Here is a 16,727-nt window from a genome sequence, read left to right as displayed (position 1 = left end):
CCTTCGGTCTTTCCCTGCGGGAAAGATTACATCATGTCCATGCCGCCCATGCCGCCCATGCCGCCGGCCGGGGCCGCTTTCGGCTCGGGCTTCTCGGCGATCATGCATTCGGTGGTGATCAGCAGACCGGCGATCGAGGCCGCATCTTCCAGCGCGGTGCGGGTCACTTTCGCCGGGTCGATGACGCCGAAACCGAACATGTCGCCATATTCTTCGGTCTGGGCGTTGAAGCCGAAGGCCGGGTCGGTCGATTCACGCACCTTGCCCGCGACAACGGCGCCATCGACGCCCGCGTTTTCGGCGATCTGACGCAGCGGCGCTTCCAGCGCGCGACGCACGATCGAGATGCCCGCATCCTGATCCGAGTTGGCGCCGGTCAGGTCATGCAGCTTCTTCGCCGCCTGCACCAGAGCCACGCCACCGCCGACGATGATGCCTTCCTGCACGGCCGCACGGGTCGCGTTCAGCGCGTCGTCCACACGGTCCTTGCGCTCTTTCACTTCGACTTCGGTCATGCCGCCGACGCGGATCACCGCAACGCCGCCCGCCAGTTTGGCGACGCGCTCTTGCAGCTTCTCACGGTCGTAGTCCGAGGTGGTTTCCTCGATCTGGGTGCGGATTTGCGAAACGCGGGCAGCGATTTCCGCCTTGTCGCCATGACCGTCGACGATCGTGGTGTTCTCTTTCGAGATCGTGACCTTCTTCGCACGGCCGAGCATGTCGAGCGTGACGTTTTCCAGCTTCATGCCCAGATCGTCCGAGATCACCTGACCGCCGGTCAGGATCGCGATGTCCTGCAGCATCGCCTTGCGACGATCGCCGAAGCCCGGGGCCTTGACGGCGGCGATCTTCAGCCCGCCACGCAGCTTGTTGACCACGAGGGTCGCCAGAGCTTCGCCTTCGACATCTTCCGCAACGATGATCAGCGGACGGGTCGACTGGATCACGGCTTCCAGCAGCGGGACCATCGGCTGCAGCGACGAGAGTTTCTTCTCGTGCAGCAGGATGTAGGCGTCTTCCAGATCGGCGACCATCTTGTCGGGGTTGGTCACGAAATAGGGGCTCAGGTAGCCGCGGTCGAACTGCATCCCTTCGACGACTTCAACCTCGGTGTCCATGCCCTTGTTTTCTTCGACGGTGATCACACCCTCGTTGCCGACTTTCTGCATCGCGTCGGCGATGAAGCGGCCGATCTGGGCTTCGCCGTTGGCCGAGATGGTGCCGACTTGCGCGACTTCGTCGCTGTCTTTCACCGGGCGGGCGGCGGCCTTGATCGCTTCGACGACCTTGGCGGTGGCCATGTCGACGCCGCGCTTCAGATCCATCGGGTTCATGCCCGCGGCGACGGCTTTCATGCCTTCGCGCACGATGGCTTGCGCCAGAACGGTCGCGGTGGTGGTGCCGTCACCGGCTTCGTCGTTGGTGCGGGAAGCGACTTCCTTCACCATCTGCGCGCCCATGTTTTCGAACTTGTCGGCCAGTTCGATTTCCTTGGCGACCGAAACACCGTCCTTGGTGATGCGCGGGGCCCCGAAGGACTTTTCGATGACCACGTTGCGGCCTTTCGGGCCGAGCGTGACCTTGACCGCATCGGCCAGGATGTTGACGCCTTTCAGCATCCGGTCGCGGGCGTCGGTCGAGAATTTGACTTCTTTGGCTGCCATTCTTTCGGCTCCTTCAAATATCGTTGGGGATCAGGGTCTTCTCGTCGATTACGAGATGATCCCCATGATGTCCGACTCTTTCATGATCAGCATTTCGACGCCATCGAGCGTCACTTCCGTGCCCGACCATTTGCCGAACAGGATGCGGTCGCCCACGGCGACGGCGGGGGCGATCAGCTCGCCATTGTCCTTGCGCGCACCCGCGCCCACGGCGACGACTTCGCCTTCGGCCGGTTTTTCCTTCGCCGTATCGGGGATGATCAGGCCGCCCTTGGTTTTTTCTTCGCTTTGAACGCGTTTGACCAGCACGCGGTCATGCAGCGGTTTGAATGCCATCTGGGTCACTCCCTAAGGTTCCAGGTTGATGCTTTCAGCACTCACGGGTGGCGAGTGCTAACGGCAGGGGAGTTAGTCATCGCCCCCCTGCCCTGTCAACACCCGGGATCGGAAAAATTTGCGCCGCCCGCGATCACGCGCGCGTGATGCTGCAGGTGCAAAATGGCGCGTCCAAGACGTGACAAGCCGGGGCGCAAGCCCTATAAGGCGCCGAAATCCCATCCAACCCCCCCCATCCAACCCCCCGAGGAACGCATGACCATCAAGGTTTTCGGCCACAAATCCCCCGACACCGACTCGACCGGCTCGCCGATCATCTGGGCCTGGTATCTCAACGACGTGCTGGGCCAGCCCGCCAAGCCGGTGCTGCTGGGCGAGCCCAACACCGAAGCCGCCTTCGTGCTGAAACACTGGGATCTGCCGAAACCCGAGATCATCGCGGGCGTCGATGCCGGTGAAAAGGTCGTCATCGTCGACACCAACAACCCGGCCGAATTGCCCGAGGGCATCAACAAGGCCGACATCCTGGCCATCATCGACCACCACAAGCTGGTCGGCGGTCTGGAAACCAAGGGCCCGATCGACATCACCATCCGTCCGCTGGCCTGCACCGCGACGATCATGTTCGACCTGATGGGCGAGGCCGTGGCAAAAGCCCCGCGCGGCATCAAGGGCGCGATGCTCTCGTGCATCCTGTCGGACACGCTGGAATTCCGCAGCCCCACCACCACCGCGCATGACAAGGCCGTCTGCGAAAAACTGGCCGCCGATCTGGGCGTGTCGATCAACGAACTGGCCACAGCGATGTTCGAAGCCAAGTCGGACGTGTCGGAGTTCTCGGACGCGGAACTGCTGCGCATGGATTCGAAAGAATACACCGTCGACGGCAAGGAGCTGCGCGTTTCGGTGCTGGAAACCACCGCGCCGAAGCTGATCCTGGACCGCAAGGACAGCCTGATGGCCTCGATGGTCGATGTGGCGAAAGAAGACGGCGCCGATCAGGTGCTGCTGTTCGTCGTCGACATCCTGAAGGAAGAAGCGACGCTGCTGGTGCCGAACGATTTCGTCAAGCGCATCGCGGAAGCCAGCTTCCCCTGCACCGTGACCGGCGACACCGTGGTTCTGCCGGGCATCATGAGCCGGAAAAAGCAGATCATCCCGGCGCTGAAGGTCTGATCGGACCGCAAATCGCCCGGTTACCGGGCCTGTCGCGGGGGGGCTTGCCCCCCCGTTTCATTTTGCCGTTTCGTTTCCGGGGCGTTTCATGTCCGGGGCAGTTCCGTTTCAGGCCCCGCCCCCGGGCGCCGCTCATTTGAAGTTGCGGCTGTCTTTGATCTGATCCCAGGCCCAGACCACCTGTTGCAGCATCTCTTCCTGGCTGCGGTCGCCGCCGTTCATGTCGGGATGCAGCACCTTGATCAGCGCCTTGTAGCAGCCGCGGATCTCGGTCTTCGTCATCGTGTCCTTGGCATCGAGAAGCTCAAGCGCGCGCCGCTCGGTCGGCGGCAGCTTGCGCCCGACCACGGTGCGGCCCGGGTTTTGCGTCGCATTGGCGCCGAGCAACTCCATCGGGTCGGTGATGCCGTGCCGCGCCCAGCCCTTTTCCTCTTTCGAGCGGCCAAAGGGTTTCGTCGGCCGTTCCCAGACATTGGCATTGTCCAGAAACTGCTGGAATTCCTCGTCGGACTGGCCCTGAAAGTAGTTCCAGCGCAGGTTGTATTCCCGCACATGGTCCTTGCAGAACCAGAAATAGTCATCCAGCACCTTCGGGCTTTTCGGCGCGCGATACTGGCCCGGCTCCTTGCAATCGGGGTGATCGCATTGCCGGGTCGAGGTTTCGAAGGCGCCGGACATGCCGCGCTTGCCCTTGGTCCGACTTTTCTTGTCGGCCGCGGCAGAAATATTGAAGCCGAAAGGGTCGGTCTTGCTCATCGGGTCTTGCTCATGGGGCCAGATCAGGGGGCCGGGTTTCGCTGCGGTGCGGCTTCTGGGTCCGCTGACCGACTCGGGGGGCAGAGGATAGAGCATTTCCCCGCCAAGCCAAGGGGCAAGCTGCCCCTGCGTCGCATTCAGAAGGTCTCGTCCGCCGCCGGGCCCAGACGCGGCGCCCGCCCCTCGGGGGCAAAGGCGGTCAGCCGGTTGCGCCGCTCGGTCGAAAAGGTCAGCTCGCCCGTGTCGTCGTCGGCCCCGTCCTCAAGCTCTTCCTCGGGCAGCGCCCGGCGAAACACCAAAAGATGATGGATCACCGTCACCTTCGAGGCGAGCCCCGCCCGTTCCTCGGCCGGAAGCGTCTCGGCGCGCCAATATTCCCAGCCCTCGCGCGCCAGATCGTTCATCACCTCGCCCAAGGCATGGGCAAAACGCTCGGCCCCGGTCTTCAGCCCGCGGTCCTTTTCGCCCCGCACCGGCGCGGGAACGACCTTGTATTCGTAAAGCTGCATGGCGCACCTCGTTTTGCGCGCACTGATACGCCTTGCGCCGCGCCGGTCAAGCAACGAAGGGGTGAACGGGGCCCTTGTTTCCGGCACAATCCGCCTCTTGCGCCGCCCTGCCCATTGGGCCACAAATTGGGCCATTGCACGAAAGGACGCCCGATGCTCGACCAGACCGCCAAGCCCACCGAGGAAATCGACCTGCGCGAGGTCTTCGGCCTCGACAGCGACATGAAGGTGAAGGCGTTCGCCGAGCGCACAGAGCGCGTGCCGGATCTGGACCCGACCTACAAATTCGATCCCGACACGACGATGGCGATTCTGGCCGGTTTCGCCTACAACCGCCGCGTGATGATCCAGGGCTATCACGGCACCGGCAAATCGACCCATATCGAGCAGGTGGCGGCGCGGCTGAATTGGCCCTGCGTGCGGGTGAACCTTGACAGCCACGTCTCGCGTATCGACCTGATCGGCAAGGATGCGATCAAGCTTGTTGACGGCAAGCAGGTCACGGTCTTCCACGAGGGGATTCTTCCCTGGGCCTTGCGCAACCCGACTGCGATCGTCTTCGATGAATACGACGCGGGCCGGGCCGATGTGATGTTCGTGATCCAGCGCGTTCTGGAGGCCGACGGCAAGCTGACGCTTCTGGACCAGAACGAGGTGATCACGCCGAACCCCTATTTCCGGCTCTTCGCCACCGCAAACACCGTGGGTCTGGGCGACACGACCGGGCTTTATCACGGCACGCAACAGATCAACCAGGGCCAGATGGACCGCTGGTCGCTGGTCGCCACGCTGAACTACCTGTCCCACGACGCCGAGGCCGCGATCGTCCTGTCCAAGGTGCCGCATTACAACACCGAAAAGGGCCGCCAGACGATCAACCGCATGGTGACCGTGGCCGATCTGACCCGGACCGCCTTCATGGCCGGGAACCTGTCCACGGTGATGTCGCCCCGGACCGTCATTGCCTGGGCGCAGAACGCCGACATCTTCCGCAACGTGGGCTATGCCTTCCGGCTGACCTTCCTGAACAAATGCGATGAACTCGAACGCGCCACCGTGGCCGAGTTCTACCAGCGCCTGTTCGACGAGGAACTGCCCGAAAGCGCCGCCGTCATCGCGGGGCGTTAAGGGGGGGCGATGACGAAGCCCAGTGACAACCCCGCCGATCCGTTCAAGAAGGCTCTGGCCGAGGCCACACGCACGCTCGCCGATGCGCCCGACCTGAGCATCAGTTTCAGCGTCGATCCGCCCGGCGTCGCGGGCGATCAGATGCGGCTGCCGCAGGTTTCGCGCCGGATGACCCGCGACGAGATCATGATGGCGCGCGGCACCGGCGATGCCCTCGCCCTGCGCCAGCGCCACCACGATACGGCCGTGGCGGCGCGTTATGCGCCCTCGGGCGACATGGCGAAATCGCTTTACGAGGCGATGGAAACCGCGCGCTGCGAGGCTTTGGGCGCGCGCGACATGCCCGGCACGCTGACCAATATCGACTTCAAGATCGGCCATGAGGCCGAGCGAAAGGGCTATGGCCAGATCCGCACCCAGGCCGAGGCGCCCTTGGCCGTCGCCGCGGGCTACATGGTGCGCGAAATGGCGACGGGGCGGAAGCTGCCGCAGGCCGCGAACCATGTGCTCGACCTCTGGCGCGGTTTCCTTGAGGATCAGGCGGGCGAAGACTTTCAGGGCATCGAGGCGGCGCTTTCCGATCAGGCCGAATTTGCCCGCCTTGCGCGCAAGGTGATTGCCGATCTGGGCTATGGCGATCAGCTGGGCGACGATCCCGACGCGCAGCAAAACGACGAGGCCGATCAGGAGAGCGAGGAAGACCCCGAAGCCGATCAGGACAACCGCTCGGATCAGGACCAGCAGGACGACGACGGCGAGGCGAGCCCCGAGCAAAGTCAGGACCAGCAGCAGGATCAGCGCCAGACCACCGTCAGCCAGGACGATCTGGCCGAGGACGAGACCGGCGAAGAGCTGGACATGCCGCAGGCCGACGCGCCGCAAGAGCCGCCGCCGCCCGCGCCGCATTCGAATGCCGATCCGAATTACACCGTCTTTACAACGGAATTCGACGAGGAAATCCGCGCCGAGGATCTGGCGGAAACGGCCGAACTGGAACGGCTGCGCGCCTATCTGGACACGCAGCTGGAACCGCTGAAAGGCGCGGTGGCGCGGCTGGCGAACAAGCTGCAGCGCCGCCTGCAGGCGCAGCAGAACCGTTCTTGGGAATTCGACCGCGAAGAAGGCACACTCGATGCCGGGCGGCTCGCCCGCGTCGTGGCGAACCCGACGACGCCCTTGTCCTTCAAGGTCGAAAAGGACACCGAATTCCGCGACACCTGCGTGACGCTTCTGCTCGACAACTCGGGCTCGATGCGGGGGCGGCCGATTTCCATCGCCGCGATCTGCGCCGATGTTCTGGCCCGCACGCTCGAACGCTGCTCGGTCAAGGTCGAGATTCTGGGCTTCACCACCCGGGCCTGGAAGGGCGGCCAATCGCGCGAGAAATGGCTGGCCGAGGGGCGCCCGCAGGGGCCGGGGCGGCTCAATGACCTGCGCCACATCATCTACAAATCCGCCGATGCGCCGTGGCGGCGGGTGCGCGCGAACCTGGGCCTGATGATGAAGGAAGGCCTGCTCAAGGAAAACATCGACGGCGAGGCGCTGGAATGGGCGTGGAAGCGGTCGATGGCGCGGCCCGAGGCGCGGAAAATCCTGATGGTGATTTCCGATGGCGCCCCGGTCGATGATTCCACGCTTTCGGTCAACCCCGCGATTTATCTGGAAAAACACCTGCGCGACGTGATCGCGATGGTGGAACGCCGCCGCGCGGTGGAGCTTCTGGCCATCGGCATCGGCCATGACGTGACGCGCTATTATTCGCGCGCCGTCACCATCACCGATGTCGAGCAGCTGGCGGGCGCGATGACCGAACAGCTGGCGGCGCTGTTCGACAGCGATCCGCGGGCGCGGGCCCGGGTGCTGGGGATGAAGAAAACGGGGTAAGCGGGCATGTTTCAGGATTTCACCACCCGCTCGACCCGCGCGAACGGCCCGGCGCGGCTGGCAGCGCTGCGGCAGGCGATCCGCGGCGCCGGGCTGACCGGCTTCCTGATCCCGCGCGCCGACGTGCATCAGGGCGAATATGTCGCCGAGAGCGACGCGCGGCTGGGCTGGCTGACCGGCTTCACCGGCTCGGCCGGGTTCTGCCTCGTTCTGCCCGAGATCGCCGGGGTCTTCATCGACGGCCGCTACCGGGTGCAGGTGAAATCCGAGGTCGACCTGACCGCCTTCACCCCCGTCCCCTGGCCCGAGGTGAAGGCCGGTCCCTGGCTGCTGGAGCACCTGCCCGAAGGCGGGCGGATCGGCTTCGACCCCTGGCTGCATACCCGCAAGGAGGTGGAGGATCTGCGCAAGGCGCTCGATGGCTCGGGCGTGGAGCTGGTCGAGACGGCGAACCTGATCGACGCGATCTGGACCGACCGCCCGGCCCCGCCCTGCGCGCCCGCCCGCGTGCATCCGCTGGACGTCGCCGGAGAGAGCAGCGCGGAAAAGCGTGCCCGTCTGGCGGCGGCGCTGGCAAAACAGGGCGCACAGGCGGCGGTGCTGACGCTGCCCGATTCCATCGCCTGGGCGCTGAACATCCGCGGCGCCGACATTCCGCGCAACCCGGTGGTGCAGGCCTTTGCGGTGCTGCAGGCCAATGGCCATCTGACGCTTTACGCCGAAGCCGCGAAATTCCCGCCCGAGGTCCGCGCCCATCTGGGCAACGAGGTGACGTTGCGCCCGGTCCCGGCCTTTGACGCCGCGCTGCGCAGCCTGCCCGGGCCGGTTCTGGTCGATCCCGCCTCGGCGCCGCATCAGGTCGGCCGCGAGCTGGAAGAGGCCGGCACAGCCGTTCTTTGGGCCGAAGACCCCTGCATCGCGCCCAAGGCCCGCAAGACCGCCGCCGAGGTGGCCGGGATGCGCGTCGCCCATCTGCGCGACGGCGCGGCGGTGGTCGAGTTCCTGTGCTGGCTCGACACCGAGGCGCCGAAGGGCAAGCTGACCGAAATCGACGTGGTCACGCGGCTGGAACAGCACCGCCGCGCCACGGGGCAGCTTCTGGACATCAGCTTCGACACGATCTGCGGCGCCGGGCCGAATGGCGCCATCGTGCATTACCGCGTGACCGAGGCGACGAACCGCCGCGTCAGCCCCGGGGAACTCTTGCTGATCGACTCCGGCGCGCAATACCCCGACGGCACCACCGACATCACCCGCACCCTCGCCGTGGGCCCCGTGCCCGAGGGCGCGGCCGAGGCCTTTACCCGCGTGCTGCAAGGCATGATCGCGATTTCCCGCGCCCGTTTCCCGCGCGGTCTGGCCGGGCGCGACCTGGACGCGCTGGCGCGGGTGGCGCTCTGGCAGGCGGGGATGGATTACGACCACGGCACGGGCCACGGCGTCGGCGCGGCGCTTTGCGTGCACGAAGGCCCGGCGCGGATCTCGCGCATCTCCGACGTGGCCCTTGCGCCGGGCATGATCCTGTCGAACGAACCCGGCCATTACCGCGAAGGCCAGTGGGGGATCCGGATCGAGAACCTGATCCTGGTGACCGAGGCCCCGAAGATCGGCGACGGCCGCGATCATCTGGCGTTCGAGACCCTGACCTGGGTGCCGATCGACCGCCGCCTGATCGTCGTGGAGCTGCTGTCGCGGCCCGAACGCGCCTGGATCGACAGCTATCATGCGGGCGTTCTGGACCGGATCGGCCCGCTTGTGGGCCCGGCCGCGCGGGACTGGCTGAGCACGGCCTGCGCCCCGCTCTAAGGGCGAAAAGGGGGGCTCTGCCCCCCGTCCCTGCGGGACTCCCCCCGGGATATTTGCCCCAAGGTGAAAACAGCCCTTGGTTTTCCTTGGCAAAATACGCCGCGGGGGTGAATTGCCGCAGGCAAGAGGGGGCGCGCAGCCCCCCTTCTTCGGGGGTCCGGGGGCAGCGCCCCCGGCCCGGTTCAGATATGCAGCGCGTCCTTGGCCGCGCGCGCGATGACGATTTCCTCGTTCGTCGGGATCACCCGCACCGCCACCCGCCCGGTCGAGATTTCGCGCGCATGCGCAAGGTTCGCCGCCTCGTCGATCACGATCCCGGCCCAGTCGAGCCCCTCGCAGACCGCCGCGCGCACATGCGAGGAATTCTCGCCCACGCCGCCGCAGAAGACCAGCGCATCCATCCCGCCCATCGCCGCCGCGAGCGAGGCGATCTCGCGCTTCACCCGGTGGCAGAAATAGTCGATCGCCTCCTTGGCATGCGGGTTCTTCGAGGCTTCCAGCGTGCGCATGTCATTCGACACCCCCGACATGCCGATCAGCCCCGAGCGCTTGAACAAAAGCTCGGTGATGTCCTCGGCATTCATCTTTTCCTGATCCATCAGGTAAAGCACCACGCCCGCGTCCAGTTCCCCGGCACGCGTGCCCATCGGCAGGCCCGAGAGCGTCGAAAAGCCCATCGTGCAGGCGATCGACTGGCCGTTGTGCATGGCGCAGATCGAGGCGCCCGAGCCCAGATGCGCCACCACAACCCGGCCCGCGCGCAAGTCGGGCTCCTCGGCCGCCAACACCCCGTCGATATAGGTGTAGCTCAGCCCGTGGAAGCCGTAACGCCGCACGCCCTTTTCGTAATAGTGCCGCGGCAGCGCATAGGTGTCATCGACAAAGGGATGGCCGCGGTGAAAGGCGGTGTCGAAACAGGCGACGTTCGGCACGCCCGGAAAGGCCTCGATCGCGGCGCGCACGCCCGCGAGGTTGTGCGGCTGGTGCAGCGGCGCAAAGGGGTTCAGCCGCTCCAGATGGTCCATCAGCACATCCGTCACCTTTTCGGGCTCGGCATGCGCGGTGCCGCCATGCACGATCCGATGCCCGATCGCCACGATCTCCAGCCCCGGCAGGTCGGTGCGAAACGCCCCCAAGGCCGAGCGCAGGGCCAGCGTGTGGGTGGCGAAATCATCGGGCCCCAGATGCGGCACGGGCATGGCATTGCCCTCCGCATCCTTCAGCTTGAGCGAGCCCTCGGGCGCGCCCAGCCGGTCGACATGGGCCGTGGCCAAGGGCGCCAGCGACTCGTCGAAGAGCCCGAGCTTGAGCGAGGAAGAGCCCGCGTTCAGCGTCAGAATGGCACGTGTCATCAGGCATTCCCCCCGCCGATCCGGTTCCAGTGGATCGAGGCGACGGCGGCCGACGCCAGCCGCGCCATCGCGCTGTCCGAGCGCGAGTTGAGGATCACCGGCACCCGCGCGCCCAGCACGACGCCCGCGGCTTCGGCATGGGAAATATAGGCCAGCTGCTTGGCGAGCATGTTGCCCGCGTCGATCCCCGGCACCACCAGCACATCGGCATGACCGGCCACCGGGCCGCGCAGCCCCTTGGTGCGCGCAGCGCCGATATCGACCGCATTGTCCATGGCGAGCGGCCCATCGACCACGCCGCCCTTGATCTGCCCGCGCTCGGCCATCTTCGACAAAAGCGCCGCGTCGATCGAAGAGGGCATCGCCGGGTTCACCGTTTCCACCGCGCTCAGCACGCCCACCTTCGGCGTCTCCATGCCCAGCGAAATCGCCAGATCAATGGCGTTTTGCACGATATCGACCTTGGTCGCCAGATCGGGGGCAATGTTGATCGCCGCGTCGGTGACCAGAAGCGGATGGCTGACACCGGGCACATCCATCACGAAGATATGGGTGAAGCGCCGCCCGATCCGCAGCCCCTTTTCCTTGTCGAGCATCGGGCGCAGCAGGTCATCGGTGTGCAGATGCCCCTTCATGATCGCCTGCGCCCGGCCCGCGCGCACCAGATCGACGGCCGACCGCGCGGCCTCGCGGTGGCTCAGCATCTCGACGATTTCGAAGCCAGAAAGCGATTTCGACAGCGCCTTCGCCGCCGCCTCGATCTTCGCCGGATTGCCGATCAGAATGGGCTTGATCAGCCCGCGCTCGGCCGCGATCAGGGCGCCTTCCAGCGCCGATTGCTCCTCGGGGCAGACAACCGCCGTCGCCAGTTCCGGCAGCGCCTCGGCCTTTTCCAAAAGCGCCTCGAAATGGCGGTGACGCTGCACGATCAGCCCCGGCGCGTCGATTTCCTCGTAGCGGATATAGGTTTTCGGCGCCAGAACCCGCGCCATGCCCGAACAGATCAGCGCGCCGCCCTCGACCCGCCGCACTTCGGTTTCCAGCACGATCACGCCCTCGGGCTCCTTGCCCGTCACCGTGACCTTGGCGACCAGTTCCTCGCCCGCGGTGACATAATCATGGAAGGTCAGCTGCTGGTCGCGGTAGCGCGTGCCCGGCCCGGGCAGGATCGAGCCCAGAAGCGAGGAGATCAGCGCGGCCACGAACAGCCCCGGCGCCAGCGGCTTTTCCTTTTGCCCGTCTTCGTCAACATGCTCGAGGTGCATCGGGTTGTGGTTCCCCGAGGCAGCGACGAAGGCATAGATATCATCGGCGGTGCAGAGCCGGCGCAGCTCGGCGCTCATCCCCGGCTCGATTTCGTGATACATGCGGCTTTCGAAAATCATCGCGGACTCCTTCCTTCGCCGCGACTCTGCGGCGTTCTCCTGTCCGAGCGAAGTGGTGCATCCGCCAGAGACATTGTTCAACGCCTGCCGACTGCGATTTTTCGCCCCTTTCGGGACGGCGCCGATGCGCTTAAGACGGGGCGACACCGGGAGGGGCAGATGGCAGACGCGACATTCTGGCAAGAGGCGCAGGTAATTTTCGGCAATCGGATCAGCAAAAAAAGGACAGATTGCGAAAGCCATGGCCGATCTGAGACCTGGTTCCCCCTGACCCCGCCCGGGGCGGTGGTCTTCCCCGAGACGACCGAAGAGGTCGCGGCCCTCACGAAGATTTGCGCGGCCCATCGGGTGCCGCTGGTGGGCTGGGGGGCGGGAACCTCGCTTGAAGGGCATGCCCTGGCGGTTGCGGGCGGGATCGTGGTCGATTTCAGCCGCATGACCCGGGTGCTGGAAATCCGCCCCGAAGACCGTCTGGTGCGGGTCGAACCGGGCATCACCCGCGAGGCGCTGAATGCCGATCTGCGCGCGACGGGGCTCTTTTTTCCCGTCGATCCGGGGGCGAATGCCAGCCTTGGCGGGATGGCGGCAACCCGGGCCTCTGGCACGACGACGGTGCGCTATGGCTCGATGCGGGACAATGTGGCGGGGCTGACCGTGGTTCTGGCCGACGGGCGGGTGATCCGCACCGGCTCGGGCGCGGCGAAATCCGCCAGTGGATACGATCTGACGGCGCTGATGCTGGGCTCCGAAGGCACGCTGGGCCTGATCACCGAACTGACCTTGCGCCTGCATGGCCAGCCCGAGGCGGTTTCCTCGGCGGTCTGCGCCTTTGACCGGTTTGATGCGGCGGTGGAAACCGTGCAGCATGTGATTCAGCTCGGCATCGAGGTCGCGCGGATCGAATTCGTCGATGAGGACATCGCCCGCATCTTCAACAAGATGAACGGCACCGCCCTGCCCGAGACGCCGCATCTGATGGTGGAGTTCCACGGCTCCGAGGCGGGCGTGGCCGAGGCCTCGGAGCGTTTCGGCGAGGTGGTGGCCGAGATGGGCGGCGCCGATTTCCAGTGGGCGACGACGACCGAGGAGCGCAACCGGCTCTGGAAGATGCGGCACGGCGCCTATTCGGCCTGCATCGCCTCGCGGCCGGGCTGCATGGGGCTGGTGACCGACGTCTGCGTGCCGATCTCGCGGCTGGCCGAGGCGGTGGCGCGGGCGCGGGCGCTGATTGCCGCGGCGGGGCTGACCGGGCCGATCCTGGGCCATGTCGGCGACGGCAATTTCCACGCCATCCTGCTTCTGGACCGGGACAACCCGGCGGAACTGGCGACGGCGAAACAGGTCGCGCATGATCTCGCCGCGATGGCGCTGGCGATGGGCGGCACGATCACCGGCGAACATGGCATCGGCCTTGGCAAGCGCGCGATGATGGCGGAAGAACACGGGCCAGCCTGGGCGGTGATGGGGGCGATCAAGGCGGCGCTGGATCCGCTGAACATCCTCAACCCCGGCAAGCTGGTGCCGCAGCCCGGAGAGCTGTCGTGACGCTCTCGCAACCGGCCGAGCTGCCGCGGACCTTTGCCGTTTTGTGGGGCGCGCGCGACGCGCTCGGGATGGCGCAGCTTTTCGCCGAGGATGGCGAACTCCTCAGCCTGACCGGCGGGGCGGCACAGGGTCGGGCGGCGATCGCCGAACTGATGGCGGGCGAATTCGCCGGGGCCTTTCAGCGCGCCCGGCTGGTGACCGGCCGCACAAGGCTGCGCCCGATCGGCACCGAGGTGACGGTGCTCATGCAGCGCTTCGTGCTCTCGGGTCTGGTGGACGAGGCCGGGCAGGATGCGGGCCGGATCGGCGCGGTCCTCTGTGCCACGCTCGAACGCGCGGGCGGGCAGGGCTGGCAGATCGTCACCGCGCAATTCGTGGTGGAATCGTAAGGAAGACGGGGGGGCGCTGCCCCCCTCTTTGCGCTGGCGCGCAAATTCACCCCCCGGGATATTTCAACCAAGGTGAAATGCAGGCGGCCCCCCCCTCCCCTTTCACCTTGGGGCAAATATCCCGGGGGGAGTCCGCTTGCGGACGGGGGGCAGCGCCCCCCCCTGCCTCAGCCGTGCAGCAGCGATTGCGCCGCGGCCCGGGCGGCGTCGGTGACTTCGGCGCCCGAGATCATCCGGGCGATTTCATCGACGCGCTCGGGCGGCGGCAAGGCTTCGACGCGCGAGGTGGTCATGCCGTCGGCCACCGATTTCGCGACGCGGAAATGATGCGATCCGCGCGCGGCAACCTGCGGGCTGTGGGTGACAACCAGAACCTGCGCGGTTTCCGAAAGCTGCGCCAGCCGCCGCCCGACTGCATCGGCCGTGGCGCCGCCGACACCGCGGTCGATCTCGTCGAAGATCAGCACCAGCGCATCGGCGCCCTTCGCCAGCACCACTTTCAGCGCCAGAAGGAAGCGCGACAGCTCCCCGCCCGAGGCGATCTTGTCAAGCGGCCCCGCAGGCGCCCCCGGGTTCGTCGCCACGGTGAAGGCGACCGTATCCCAGCCCTCGGGCCCGGGCTCGCCGCGGCGGATCTTCGTGGCAAAGACCGCGCGTTCGAGCTTCAGCGGCGCGAGTTCCGCCGCCATCGCCGCATCCAGCTGCCCCGCCGCCGCGGCGCGCGCGCCCGAGAGCCGCTCGGCCGCCAGCGCGAAAGCCGTCTCGGCCGTGGCGACATCGGCTTCAAGCCGGGAAATCCCCTCTTCGCCCGCGTCAAGCGCCGCCAGCCGCGCCGAGAGCTTGCCGGTCAGATCGGCCAGATCGTCGGGCTGCACGCCATGTTTGCGCGCCGCCGCCCGCAGCGCGAAAAGCCGCTCTTCGCAGGCTTCCAGCGCGCGCGGATCGAAGGCCATCGCCTCCAGCGCCGCCTCGACCCCGGAACAGGCTTCCCCCAATTCGATCAGCGCCCGTTCCAGCGCCGCCAGGGCGCCGTCGAGCAGGCCCTCGGCCTTGTCGGCCGCGCCCGAAAGCCAGCGGTCGGCATCGCGCAGCGCCCCCTCGGCGCCCTCGGGGCCAAGGATCTGATGCGCGCGCAGGACATCGGTGCGGATGCGCTCGGCCGCCTGCATCAGACGGCGGCGGGTGTCGAGATCGGCCTCCTCGCCCGGGGCGGGCGCGAGTTTTTCCAGCTCGGCCACGGCATGGCGCAGGAAATCCTCCTCGCCCTTCACCGCGGCCAGCGCCGTGCGCGCCTCGGCCAGCCGCTTCGCCGCCGCAGACCGCGCCGCCCAGGCGCTGCGAACCGCCGTCACCAGATCGTCGTGACCGGCAAAGGCGTCCAGCGCCGCCCGGTGGCCACGCGCGTTCAAAAGCCCGCCATCGTCCTGTTGCCCGTGCAGCTCGACCAAAGTGTTGGAGACCGCCCGCAGCACCTCGCCCGAGGCCCGGCGGTCGTTGATGAAGGCGGTCTTGCGGCCATCGAGCGCATTCACCCGGCGCAGGATCAGCTCGTCTTCGGAGGGAATCCCCGCCTCCTCCAGCACCGCGCGCGCCGGATGGCCCGGGGGCAGATCGAAGACCGCCACCACCTCGCCCTGCGCCGCGCCCTGCCGCACCAGCTCCGCCCGGCCGCGCCAGCCCAGCACGAATCCCAGACAATCGAGCAGGATCGACTTGCCCGCCCCGGTCTCGCCGGTCAGCACATTCAGCCCGGCGCCGAAGTCCAGCTGCAGCCGGTCGATCAGCAGCATGTCACGAATATCAAGCGTGCGCAGCATCTCAGCCCCCTGCCCCGGTCCCGTGCGGGATCAGAGCCATTCGCCCTTGATGACCTGCCGATAGATCGCCGAAAGCCAGCTCGACCCCTTGGCCTCGGGTTCAAGTCCCAGCTTCTTCAGACGCTTGTAGGCGTCGTCATAGAAGGGCGAGGCCTGGAAGTTGTGGCCAAGGATCGCCCCCGCCGTCTGCGCCTCGTCGGTCAGACCCAGCGAGAGATAGCATTCGACGAGCCGCATCAGCGCCTCGGGGGTGTGGGTGGTGGTCTGATATTGCTCGACCACGACGCGGAAACGGTTGATCGCGGCGGTATAATGACCCTTTTTCAGGTAGAACCGGCCGATTTCCATTTCCTTCGACGCCAGATGGTCGAAAGCCAGATCGAATTTCAGCGCCGCCGACCGGGCGTAATCGCTGTCGGGATATTCCTCGATCACCGCGCGCAAGGCCTGCAGCGCCTGGAAGGTCAGGCCCTGATCGCGGCCGACCTCGTCGATCTGGTCATAATAGCTCAGCGCCAGCAGATATTTCGCATAGGCCGCGTCTTCAGAGCCCGGATAGGTGTCCAGATAGCGCTGCGCCGAAGACCGGGCGTCTTCGTATTTCTTGGCCTTGTGGCTTGCATAGGCCTCCATGATCAAGGCGCGCTTGGCATATTCGGAATAGGGGTAAAGCCGCTCCACTTCCGAGAAATAGCGCAAGGCCTCGGCGGGGCGGCGGGGGTTGCCGACCTCGAGTTCGTATTCGCCGCGCTTGTAGATTTCCTCGGCGGTGAAATTTTCCAGCGGCGGTTCCTTTTGCGTCGGACCGCAGGCCACCAAAGCCGCAAGCAGCGCAAGACTGCCGACCCGTCGCGCCGCCGTTCTGCCCGTTGCCATCCCTGCCTCTTCCGTTCGTCACCGGAACTGCGTCCGGTCTGCCGCCTTTGACCCCCGCGGGGGCCGCTGTCGCGTCCGTCCTAGCACAGAAAAAACGGCGGCGC

The 16,727-nt window shown here is 66.4% G+C and carries 14 protein-coding genes; 6 read left to right on the top strand and 8 right to left on the bottom strand.

Going from position 1 to position 16,727, the window contains the following annotated elements:
- Positions 1 to 26: 26 nt before the first annotated feature.
- Together groL and groES are read right to left on the bottom strand one after the other, a co-directional pair.
- A complete protein-coding gene (gene groL / locus ACTTAG_RS05565; protein WP_444464540.1) occupies positions 27 to 1,664 on the bottom strand; it encodes a chaperonin GroEL in 1,638 nt (545 codons plus the stop codon).
- Between the two features lie 48 nt (positions 1,665 to 1,712).
- On the bottom strand, positions 1,713 to 2,000 hold the full coding sequence (gene groES, locus ACTTAG_RS05560; RefSeq protein WP_444464539.1) for a co-chaperone GroES: 288 nt from the start codon (positions 1,998 to 2,000) through the stop codon (positions 1,713 to 1,715).
- Positions 2,001 to 2,255: 255 nt separating this feature from the next.
- On the opposite strand from groES, the gene ACTTAG_RS05555 reads away from it, so the two are divergent.
- Positions 2,256 to 3,176: a manganese-dependent inorganic pyrophosphatase gene (locus ACTTAG_RS05555; RefSeq protein ID WP_444464538.1), complete on the top strand. Its 921-nt coding sequence runs from the start codon at positions 2,256 to 2,258 to the stop codon at positions 3,174 to 3,176.
- Positions 3,177 to 3,308: 132 nt separating this feature from the next.
- Here the strand turns inward: ACTTAG_RS05555 and ACTTAG_RS05550 are convergent, their stop codons facing one another.
- Positions 3,309 to 3,932 carry a J domain-containing protein gene (locus ACTTAG_RS05550; protein ID WP_013066582.1) on the bottom strand — a complete coding sequence of 208 codons (624 nt, stop codon included), beginning with the start codon at positions 3,930 to 3,932 and terminating at the stop codon, positions 3,309 to 3,311.
- A 137-nt stretch (positions 3,933 to 4,069) separates the two neighbouring features.
- Entirely contained in the window at positions 4,070 to 4,441 is a 372-nt protein-coding gene (locus ACTTAG_RS05545; RefSeq protein WP_444464537.1) for a DUF4177 domain-containing protein, read from the bottom strand.
- 153 nt (positions 4,442 to 4,594) lie between these two features.
- On the opposite strand from ACTTAG_RS05545, the gene cobS reads away from it, so the two are divergent.
- Genes cobS through ACTTAG_RS05530 form a run of 3 tightly spaced genes read left to right on the top strand, consistent with a single transcriptional unit; the run spans position 4,595 to position 9,259 of the window.
- Positions 4,595 to 5,569 (top strand): cobaltochelatase subunit CobS, encoded by a 975-nt coding sequence (gene cobS, locus ACTTAG_RS05540; protein WP_444464536.1) that lies wholly within the window; start codon positions 4,595 to 4,597, stop codon positions 5,567 to 5,569.
- A 9-nt stretch (positions 5,570 to 5,578) separates the two neighbouring features.
- Complete coding sequence (gene cobT, locus ACTTAG_RS05535) at positions 5,579 to 7,453, top strand: cobaltochelatase subunit CobT (RefSeq protein WP_444464535.1); 1,875 nt, start codon at positions 5,579 to 5,581, stop codon at positions 7,451 to 7,453.
- Positions 7,454 to 7,459: 6 nt separating this feature from the next.
- Positions 7,460 to 9,259, top strand: coding sequence for an aminopeptidase P family protein (locus ACTTAG_RS05530; protein ID WP_444464534.1), 1,800 nt, complete (start codon positions 7,460 to 7,462; stop codon positions 9,257 to 9,259).
- Positions 9,260 to 9,441: 182 nt separating this feature from the next.
- Here the strand turns inward: ACTTAG_RS05530 and ACTTAG_RS05525 are convergent, their stop codons facing one another.
- Positions 9,442 to 10,611 carry an acetate/propionate family kinase gene (locus ACTTAG_RS05525; RefSeq protein WP_444464533.1) on the bottom strand — a complete coding sequence of 390 codons (1,170 nt, stop codon included), beginning with the start codon at positions 10,609 to 10,611 and terminating at the stop codon, positions 9,442 to 9,444.
- A complete protein-coding gene (locus tag ACTTAG_RS05520; RefSeq protein ID WP_444464532.1) occupies positions 10,611 to 11,996 on the bottom strand; it encodes a bifunctional enoyl-CoA hydratase/phosphate acetyltransferase in 1,386 nt (461 codons plus the stop codon). Before ACTTAG_RS05520 ends, ACTTAG_RS05525 begins: the two co-directional genes overlap by 1 nt.
- A 159-nt stretch (positions 11,997 to 12,155) precedes the next feature.
- Between ACTTAG_RS05520 and ACTTAG_RS05515 the strand changes: the two genes are divergently transcribed.
- Both ACTTAG_RS05515 and ACTTAG_RS05510 read left to right on the top strand, forming a co-directional pair.
- Positions 12,156 to 13,541, top strand: a complete 1,386-nt coding sequence (locus ACTTAG_RS05515) for an FAD-binding oxidoreductase (RefSeq protein ID WP_444464531.1) — start codon at positions 12,156 to 12,158, stop codon at positions 13,539 to 13,541.
- A complete protein-coding gene (locus ACTTAG_RS05510; protein ID WP_444464530.1) occupies positions 13,538 to 13,930 on the top strand; it encodes an SgcJ/EcaC family oxidoreductase in 393 nt (130 codons plus the stop codon). The genes ACTTAG_RS05515 and ACTTAG_RS05510 overlap by 4 nt, the downstream gene beginning before the upstream one ends.
- 167 nt (positions 13,931 to 14,097) lie before the next feature.
- On the opposite strand, the gene recN is transcribed toward ACTTAG_RS05510, so the two are convergent.
- Entirely contained in the window at positions 14,098 to 15,747 is a 1,650-nt protein-coding gene (gene recN, locus ACTTAG_RS05505) for a DNA repair protein RecN (RefSeq protein ID WP_444464529.1), read from the bottom strand.
- Positions 15,748 to 15,777: 30 nt separating this feature from the next.
- Positions 15,778 to 16,623: an outer membrane protein assembly factor BamD gene (locus tag ACTTAG_RS05500; RefSeq protein WP_444464528.1), complete on the bottom strand. Its 846-nt coding sequence runs from the start codon at positions 16,621 to 16,623 to the stop codon at positions 15,778 to 15,780.
- Positions 16,624 to 16,727: the final 104 nt, after the last annotated feature.

Source organism: Rhodobacter capsulatus, assembly GCF_052363185.1.
Taxonomy (GTDB): domain Bacteria; phylum Pseudomonadota; class Alphaproteobacteria; order Rhodobacterales; family Rhodobacteraceae; genus Rhodobacter; species Rhodobacter capsulatus_E.
This window is presented reverse-complemented; position numbering and strand designations above follow the sequence as displayed.

What these genes read in the sequence shown, in the direction of transcription:
- ACTTAG_RS05520 (WP_444464532.1), bottom strand. Translation starts at nt 11,996, where the DNA reads ATGATTTTCGAAAGCCGCATGTATCACGAAATCGAGCCGGGGATGAGC.
- cobT (WP_444464535.1), top strand. Translation starts at nt 5,579, where the DNA reads ATGACGAAGCCCAGTGACAACCCCGCCGATCCGTTCAAGAAGGCTCTG.
- ACTTAG_RS05555 (WP_444464538.1), top strand. Translation starts at nt 2,256, where the DNA reads ATGACCATCAAGGTTTTCGGCCACAAATCCCCCGACACCGACTCGACC.
- cobS (WP_444464536.1), top strand. Translation starts at nt 4,595, where the DNA reads ATGCTCGACCAGACCGCCAAGCCCACCGAGGAAATCGACCTGCGCGAG.
- ACTTAG_RS05550 (WP_013066582.1), bottom strand. Translation starts at nt 3,932, where the DNA reads ATGAGCAAGACCGACCCTTTCGGCTTCAATATTTCTGCCGCGGCCGAC.
- ACTTAG_RS05515 (WP_444464531.1), top strand. Translation starts at nt 12,156, where the DNA reads ATGGCAGACGCGACATTCTGGCAAGAGGCGCAGGTAATTTTCGGCAAT.
- ACTTAG_RS05525 (WP_444464533.1), bottom strand. Translation starts at nt 10,611, where the DNA reads ATGACACGTGCCATTCTGACGCTGAACGCGGGCTCTTCCTCGCTCAAG.
- ACTTAG_RS05530 (WP_444464534.1), top strand. Translation starts at nt 7,460, where the DNA reads ATGTTTCAGGATTTCACCACCCGCTCGACCCGCGCGAACGGCCCGGCG.
- recN (WP_444464529.1), bottom strand. Translation starts at nt 15,747, where the DNA reads ATGCTGCGCACGCTTGATATTCGTGACATGCTGCTGATCGACCGGCTG.
- groL (WP_444464540.1), bottom strand. Translation starts at nt 1,664, where the DNA reads ATGGCAGCCAAAGAAGTCAAATTCTCGACCGACGCCCGCGACCGGATG.
- ACTTAG_RS05500 (WP_444464528.1), bottom strand. Translation starts at nt 16,623, where the DNA reads ATGGCAACGGGCAGAACGGCGGCGCGACGGGTCGGCAGTCTTGCGCTG.
- groES (WP_444464539.1), bottom strand. Translation starts at nt 2,000, where the DNA reads ATGGCATTCAAACCGCTGCATGACCGCGTGCTGGTCAAACGCGTTCAA.
- ACTTAG_RS05545 (WP_444464537.1), bottom strand. Translation starts at nt 4,441, where the DNA reads ATGCAGCTTTACGAATACAAGGTCGTTCCCGCGCCGGTGCGGGGCGAA.